Source organism: Isoptericola sp. GX10416 (assembly GCF_056590155.1).
The window spans coordinates 408736-415696 of the sequence record NZ_JBWPVO010000003.1 but is presented as its reverse complement, the minus strand read 5'-3'; the positions used below and the strand labels follow the sequence as shown (position 1 = coordinate 415696).

Genomic DNA, 6961 nt, shown 5'->3' with positions numbered 1-6961 from the left:
GTGGGTGCGATCGGTGAGATCGCGGACATCATCGGCCAGATCAACGACTACCAGCTCACGATCGCGTCGGCGGTGGAGGAGCAGACCGCGACGACGAACGAGATGGGTCGTGGTGTGGGCGAGGTGGCGACAGGTTCCAGCGAGATCGCCGTCAACATCACCGGTGTCGCCGACGCCGCGGCGCAGTCGAGCGAGACCCTCGCACAGATCGGCGACTCGGTCTCCGAGCTCGCCCAGGTCTCCGAAGCGCTGCGTGCCCAGGTCTCGCGCTTCCAGATCTGACCGACCCGGACATGACCACCCGCACACCGAGGACGGCCGCTCGCCCGCGGCCGTCCGCGCACCGCCCGAAGGGAGGGCACCGATGATCCGCGTGCTCGTCGTCGACGACTCCGTCGTCATCCGCCGTCTCGTGACCCAGACTCTCGAGCGGGACCCGGACATCACCGTCGTCGGCACGGCGGCCGACGGGCGTCTCGCGCTCGCGAAGGTCGCCCAGCTCGACCCGGACGTCGTCACCCTCGACATCGAGATGCCCAGGATGAACGGCATCGAGACGGTGGCCGCCCTGCGCGCCGCCGGCCGCCAGGTGCCGGTGATCATGTTCTCCACGCTCACGGAGCGGGGGGCCGCGGCGACGCTCGACGCGCTGACCGCCGGCGCCACGGACTACGTGACGAAGCCGAGCGGGACCGGCTCGATGGCGACCGCCCTCGAGCGGGTCGGCGTCGAGCTGGTGCCGAAGATCAAGGCGCTGGTGCCTCAGGGCACCCGGCCGGCGGCCACCGCCCGCCCGGCCGGCGGACGGGCGGTGCAGACCGCTCGGCGCACGAGCCCCGTCAAGCCCGTGCGCGCCGTCGTCGTCGGCTCCTCGACGGGAGGGCCGGAGGCGCTGCGCCGCGTGCTGTCGGAGCTCGACGCCCGGCTGCCCGTGCCCATGCTGGTGGTCCAGCACATGCCGCCCGTCTTCACGCGTCAGCTCGCCGAGCGCCTCGACCGCGTGGGACCGACGACCGTCGTCGAGGCCGCCGGGAACGAGCCGCTGCTCCCCGGGCACGCGTACCTGGCACCCGGCGGCCGACACCTCGAGGTGGTCGGCCAGGGTGCGGGGGTGCGGACGCTGCTCACCGACGGGCCACCCGTCAACTTCACCCGCCCGGCCGTGGACGTGCTGTTCCGCTCCGCGGTCCGCGTGCTCGGCGGGGACCTCCTCGCGCTCGTGCTCACCGGCATGGGATCGGACGGGCGGGACGGCGCGGGGGAGATCGCCCGCGCCGGCGGCCACGTCCTCGCCCAGGACGAGCAGACGTCCGTCGTGTGGGGTATGCCCGGCGCCGTGACCACGGCGGGACACGCCCACCAGGTGCTGCCCGTCGGCACCATCGCCCAGGCCCTCGCGGCCGCGACCTCAGGGACGCGCCCATGACCGTATCCACCCAGTCCTTCACCTACGTGAGCGACCTCGTCCGCACGCACAGTGCGATCCAGCTCAGCTCCGGCAAGGAGTACCTCGTCGAGTCCCGGCTCGGTCCGCTCGCGCGCGAGAAGGGTCTCACGGGCCCGGGCGCCGTCGAGAGCTATGTGCAGCGCTTCGTGCGCGGCGGCAGCTCGACCGAGGTGGTGCGCGTCGTCGAGGCCATGACGACGAACGAGACCTCGTGGTTCCGGGACACCGCGCCCTTCACCGCCCTGCGCCAGGTGATCGTGCCCGCGTTCGCGGGGGCCGAGATGAAGATCTGGTCGGCCGCGTGCTCCACCGGCCAGGAGCCGTACAGCATCGCGATGGTGCTGCGGGACGCCGGGGTGCAGCGGTACTCGATCCTGGCGACCGACCTCAACGCCACCGTCGTGGAACGGGCGCGCACGGGCCGCTACAGCCAGCTCGAGGTCAACCGCGGGCTGCCCGCCCCGATGCTGGTGCGCAACTTCCGCCGCGCCGGCGCCGAGTGGGAGGTCGACCCCGCGCTGCGGCGGTCCCTCACGTTCGAGAAGCACAACCTGCTCACCCCGCCACCCGGGTCCGGGTTGTTCGACGTCGTGTTCATGCGCAACGTGCTCATCTACTTCGACCTGCCCACCAAGCGGTCGATCCTTGCCCGGCTCCACCGACGTGTGCGACCAGGGGGCTTTCTCGTCCTGGGCGCCGCCGAGACAACCGTCGGCGTCGACCCCGCCTGGGAGCGGGTCGACGTCACGCAGGGCTCCATCTACCGACTCAGAGGAGGCAGCGCATGAGGGCGCTGATCATCGACGACGCCCGCGTGATGCGCAGGATCGTCGCCACGACGCTGAAGGATCTCGGCTTCGAGACCGCCGAGGCGGCCGACGGCCGCCAGGCCCTCGACCTGCTCGAGGCGGGGGAGGAGTTCGACCTGGCGTGCATCGACTGGAACATGCCGGTGATGGACGGGCTGGAGTTCGTCCAGGCGGTCCGTACCCGCCGGGAGTGGCGGGACCTCACGCTGATGATGGTCACCACCGAGTCGGAGCAGGGCCAGATCGTGCGGGCACTCGCCGCCGGGGCCCACGAATACCTCATCAAGCCGTTCACCCCGGATGCACTGATGGCGAAGCTCGACCTGCTCGGGCTCCTGGCGACGAAGGAACCCGCACGATGACCGACACGACGACCGAGACGATGACGGAGACGCTCGCGCGCAGCGTCCTGCCCATCGCCCAGGACCTGTTCAGCGCCATGATCGACGGCGAGCCGGGGCTGCTCCAGGCCGGGACCGGCACGGCCGACCTGGCCACCGGCTCCGTCCGGGCGCGGGTCGACATCGTCGGCCCGACGTCGACGCGTGCCGAGGTCGTCACGACCCGGCCCACCGCCGACCGGATCGCTCGCGCCCTGCTGCAGATGGCGGACGACGAGCCGCTGTCCGGCGAGGACGTCGAGGACGCGCTGGGCGAGGTGGCGAACGTCGTGGGAGGCAACCTCAAGGGGATGCTCCCCGAGGGGTCGTCGCTCACCCTGCCCGTGGTCGAGCTCGACGGGCCGGCGTCCGCGTCGGCCGCCGACCACGACGAGCTGTTGCTGTGGCGGGGGGAGCCCCTCGTCATCTCCCTGTGGACCATGAACGGAGAAAAGCTGTGAAGGTACTGGTCGCCGACGACTCCCGCGTGATGCGGCAGATCGTCATCCGCACCCTGCGTCAGGCGGGCTTCAGCGCCTGGGAGGTGGTCCAGGCCGGCGACGGCGCGGAAGGGCTCGACACCACCCTGCGCGAGAAGCCCGACCTCGTGCTGTCGGACTGGAACATGCCCGAGATGAACGGCATCGACTTCCTGCGCGGCCTGCGGGCAGCCGGGTCCCAGGTCCCGTTCGGGTTCGTCACGTCGGAGGGCTCGCCCCAGATGCGCGAGCTCGCCGAGAGCGAGGGCGCGCTCTTCCTCATCGCCAAGCCGTTCGACGCCGACACCTTCGAGGACGCGCTGCGGCCGCACTTCCGCTGACGGAACCGGTGTCGCCAGACGTGCACGACGCCAAGGACCCCCGGCTCAGGCCGGGGGTCCTTGGCGTCGTGGGGTTGAGCCAGACCCACCGGTCGTGCCCCAGATCTGGGGGTGGCCGTGCAGGTGCAGGCGGTCCGCGCCGGGTGTCGTCCCGTGCCGGGAGTCGCCGGGAGTCGCCGGAGCTGTTGACGCAGCAGCGGTGCCCCTCGGCCGCGGCCGGGCCGGGGAGGTCTGGTCAGCGCAGGACGACGGTGAGCGCCCCGCCGCCGTAGCCCGCGATCTGCACCGTGGCGTCGAGACGCCGGCCCGTGCTGCGCAGGAACGACACCGGCAGACCCGGGAGGGCCCCGCGGTCGGAGTCCACCACGTCCTCGAGCTTGAGGTGCGGGGCGTCGTCGGCGTTGAAGAGGGACGCCGTGACGTTGAGGACCTCGCCGAGGTTCTCCAGCAGCACGTCGCTCAGGGAGTCGTCGGCCACGGCGTCCTTCGCCGGGCCGGGCGGCATGAGGCCGATCGCGGCGCCGAGGTAGGCACCGAGCGAGAGGTCGACGGCGACGACGGCCTCGACCTGGGCGCGGCGGCTCACATAGGTGGCCGCGACGATGCCGCGCGTCTCGGGGGTCATGAGCGCGCCGGCGCGCTCGGCGGTGCAGTCGCGGCCGACCAGGCCCGCGAACAGGTCGCGGATCTCCTTGAGCTGGGGCAGTGGCGTGATGGTCACGGGATTCGTCCTTCGGTAGCAGCGTGCGTCGTCGTGCGGGTGTGGCGGGCGCGTCGCGAGGCGCGGGCCGGGCTCAGACCTGGACGAGCGCGCGCCGGATGTCCAGCCCCTGCCCGTCCAGCACGGTCTGGACGGCGGCGCCGGTGTCCGGGTGCACGAGCACGGGCGCCAGGAGGTTGACGCTCAGCGTGCCGTCGTGGGTCCCCGCGACGACCAGCACCACGGGGTCCGGCCCGGCAGCGGCGATGCCGATGCGCTCGAGGTCCGGGGCAGGCAGCGCGGGGGAGTAGTCCGGCACCCACAGCCCCGGGTCGAGCACGAGGAGCGTGAGGCCGGGGGCGTCGAGGGCGACCAGCGTGTAGACGCCGTCGGCCGGCTCGGTGACGAGCTCGAAGCGACGGGCGGCGAGGCCGGGGGGCGGGGTGACGAAGGCGAGAGTGGTCATCAGCGGAGGTAGTCCATGAGGGTCGGTTGGAGGATGCTGGCACCGATGCTCAGCGTCGCCTGGTAGGCCACCTGCTTGAGCTGCAGGTCGATGGCGAGCTCGGCGAGGTCGACGTCCTCGATCGTGGAACGTCGGGCCTCGAGGTCGGTACGTACCCCGAGGTTGGTGTCGGCCGCCCGCTCGAGCTGGCTCTGGCGGGCCCCGACGGTGGTGTGCTGGGCGAGGACGGCGTCGAGGCGCTCGTCGACGGCGGCGAGGTGGCCGCCCGAGCCGTTCCCGGCGCGCAGGTCGGCCGCCATCGTGTCGAGCAGCGCGAACACCGAGCCCGCGCCCGCACCGAAGACGGCCGAGCCGTCGACGTCGACACGGACGGTCGAGTCGGCGCCGATGCGCCGCTCCACGGTGGTGCCCGCCACGCCGGTGTACGAGTAGTCGTCGCGGAACGCGACGCCCTCGTCCGAGGTGCCGGCGAACACGGTGCGGCCCAGGTACGTGGTGCCCGACTGGCGCAGCAGCTCGTCACGGAGCTCGATGAGCTCGCCGGCGATGGCCTCGCGGCCCTCGGCCGACGTCGTGTCGGAGGCGCCCTGGAGCGTCAGGTCGCGTACGCGCTGGACGATGTCCGTGACGGTGCCGAGCGCCGAGTCGAGCGTCGCGAGCCAGCCGGTGCCGTTGTCGACGTTGCGGGCGTACTGCTGCTCGGTGGCGAGCTGGTTGCGCACCGACATGGCGTCGGCGGCCGCGGACGGGTCGGACGAGGCCCGCGAGAGCCTGCGCCCGGAGGTGCCCTGCTCCTGGAGCTCGGCGATCCTCGCGAGGTTGGTCTGCAGGCTCCTCGTGACGTACGAGGCCTGCATCTGAGGGGTGACGCGCACGGTTCTCCTCCTGACGGACGGCGGGTCGGGCTACAGGCCGACGCGGCCGGTGCGGTTGATGAGCTGGTCGAGCATCTCGTCGACGGCGGTCAGCACCCGCGCGGCGCCCGAGTAGGCGTGCTGGTACTGCATGAGGTTCACGGTCTCCTCGTCCAGCGAGACGGCGGAGTGCGACTGCAGGTCGTAGACGGCGGCGGACGACGCCGCGGACGCGATCTGCGCCTCGTAGTCGGCCGACCCGGACCGGACCGCGAGCTGCGTGACGTGCGCCGACCACACGGCGTCGGGGCCGTCGTCGTCGAGCCCCAGTCCCGCGATCGCGTCCGCCACGGACCCGTCGAGCGCGCCGGACCCGGCGGCGCCGGCAGCGACCTGGCCGGGTGTCGTCACGGCGACCCGGAGGCCGGCGCCCGCCGGCACACCGGGGTCGAACGTGAAGAAGTCGGCGCCCGCGTCGCCCGACGGGGTCAGCGCGCTCGCGTGCAGGTCGTTCACCGTCGTGGCCAGCGTGGTCGCCAGGGCGTCGTAGCCGGCCGCGGCCTGCGCGTAGACGCCGCCGTCCGAGGCGGGGGCCATCGCCGACAGGTACCCGGCGAGCTCGCCGCCCGAGAGGTCGACGTCCGAGCCGGCACGGTGCGCCCACTCGAGCCGCACGGGGTCGCCCTGCGTGCCGTCGAGCGTCGTCGAGCCGGCGAGCCGCACCTGGTTCGTCCGGGTGCCGTCGACGAGGAGGTTGCCGCCCACGAGCACGTCGACCGTGCCGTCGGGCGAGGTGCTGGTGCTCGCGCCCGTCAGCCGCGCGAGCTGGTCGGTGAGCTGGTTGCGCTGGTCCACGAGCTCGTTGGCGGTCCCGCCGTCGGAGTTGAGGATCCGGTCGTTCAGGATCGCGACCTGGCCCGCGACGGTGTTGACCTCCTCGACGCGCGCGGAGGCACTGGTGCGGGCCTGCGTCCACTCGGCCGCGACCCGGGAGCGGCCGTCCGCGATCTGCGTGGCGACGGCGCCCGCCTGCTCGATGACGACCCACCCCTGCGCGTCCTTGCCGGGGGAGTTCGCGACGTCCTGCCACGCGCCCCAGAAGGACTGCAGGGCGGAGGCCACGCCGATGTCGGAGGGCTCGCCGTGGATGTCCTCGGCCGCCTGGTATGCGGCGGCACGCACCGACGAGTACCCGTCGCCGGACGCCGTCTGGCGCACGCGGGCCTCGAGGAAGAGGTCGCCGAGACGCGCCACGCCGTCGACGGACACGCCCTGGCCGTTGGTGACCTGCCGGCTCATGCGGCCCAGTCCCATCTCGGTCAGGGGGGCCACCGCCGACTGCTCCACGCGCTGACGCGTGTAGCCGGGCGTGTTCACGTTGGCCACGTTCTGGCCGGTGACGTCGATGCCCGCCTGGGCGGCGCTCAACCCGCGGAAGGCGGTGTTGAGGATGGCGAACGAACTCATGGGGGACTCCTCCTGCGA

General features: G+C 72.7%; 9 protein-coding genes and 1 pseudogene. 6 read left to right on the top strand and 4 right to left on the bottom strand.

Going from position 1 to position 6961, the window contains the following annotated elements:
* The 6 genes and pseudogenes from ACWAT2_RS07770 to ACWAT2_RS07745 form a co-directional block, all read left to right on the top strand.
* A pseudogene (locus ACWAT2_RS07770) lies at positions 1 to 282 on the top strand (methyl-accepting chemotaxis protein); the annotation flags it as partial.
* 82 nt (positions 283 to 364) lie between these two features.
* Positions 365 to 1426, top strand: coding sequence for a protein-glutamate methylesterase/protein-glutamine glutaminase (locus ACWAT2_RS07765; RefSeq protein ID WP_402372907.1), 1062 nt, complete (start codon positions 365 to 367; stop codon positions 1424 to 1426).
* A complete protein-coding gene (locus ACWAT2_RS07760; RefSeq protein ID WP_402372904.1) occupies positions 1423 to 2235 on the top strand; it encodes a CheR family methyltransferase in 813 nt (270 codons plus the stop codon). Before ACWAT2_RS07765 ends, ACWAT2_RS07760 begins: the two co-directional genes overlap by 4 nt.
* Positions 2232 to 2618: a response regulator gene (locus ACWAT2_RS07755; RefSeq protein ID WP_402372901.1), complete on the top strand. Its 387-nt coding sequence runs from the start codon at positions 2232 to 2234 to the stop codon at positions 2616 to 2618. Before ACWAT2_RS07760 ends, ACWAT2_RS07755 begins: the two co-directional genes overlap by 4 nt.
* Positions 2615 to 3097 carry a chemotaxis protein CheX gene (locus ACWAT2_RS07750; protein ID WP_402372898.1) on the top strand — a complete coding sequence of 161 codons (483 nt, stop codon included), beginning with the start codon at positions 2615 to 2617 and terminating at the stop codon, positions 3095 to 3097. The genes ACWAT2_RS07755 and ACWAT2_RS07750 overlap by 4 nt, the downstream gene beginning before the upstream one ends.
* Positions 3094 to 3456, top strand: coding sequence for a response regulator (locus tag ACWAT2_RS07745; protein WP_225566880.1), 363 nt, complete (start codon positions 3094 to 3096; stop codon positions 3454 to 3456). Before ACWAT2_RS07750 ends, ACWAT2_RS07745 begins: the two co-directional genes overlap by 4 nt.
* A gap of 235 nt (positions 3457 to 3691) precedes the next feature.
* On the opposite strand, the gene ACWAT2_RS07740 is transcribed toward ACWAT2_RS07745, so the two are convergent.
* From ACWAT2_RS07740 to flgK, 4 genes are all read right to left on the bottom strand, one after another.
* Positions 3692 to 4177, bottom strand: a complete 486-nt coding sequence (locus ACWAT2_RS07740) for a hypothetical protein (RefSeq protein ID WP_402372895.1) — start codon at positions 4175 to 4177, stop codon at positions 3692 to 3694.
* A gap of 73 nt (positions 4178 to 4250) precedes the next feature.
* Positions 4251 to 4622, bottom strand: a complete 372-nt coding sequence (locus ACWAT2_RS07735; protein WP_402372892.1) for a flagellar assembly protein FliW — start codon at positions 4620 to 4622, stop codon at positions 4251 to 4253.
* Positions 4622 to 5497, bottom strand: a complete 876-nt coding sequence (locus ACWAT2_RS07730; RefSeq protein ID WP_402372890.1) for a flagellin N-terminal helical domain-containing protein — start codon at positions 5495 to 5497, stop codon at positions 4622 to 4624. Before ACWAT2_RS07730 ends, ACWAT2_RS07735 begins: the two co-directional genes overlap by 1 nt.
* 30 nt (positions 5498 to 5527) lie before the next feature.
* Entirely contained in the window at positions 5528 to 6943 is a 1416-nt protein-coding gene (flgK, locus tag ACWAT2_RS07725) for a flagellar hook-associated protein FlgK (RefSeq protein ID WP_402372889.1), read from the bottom strand.
* Positions 6944 to 6961 lie beyond the last annotated feature (18 nt).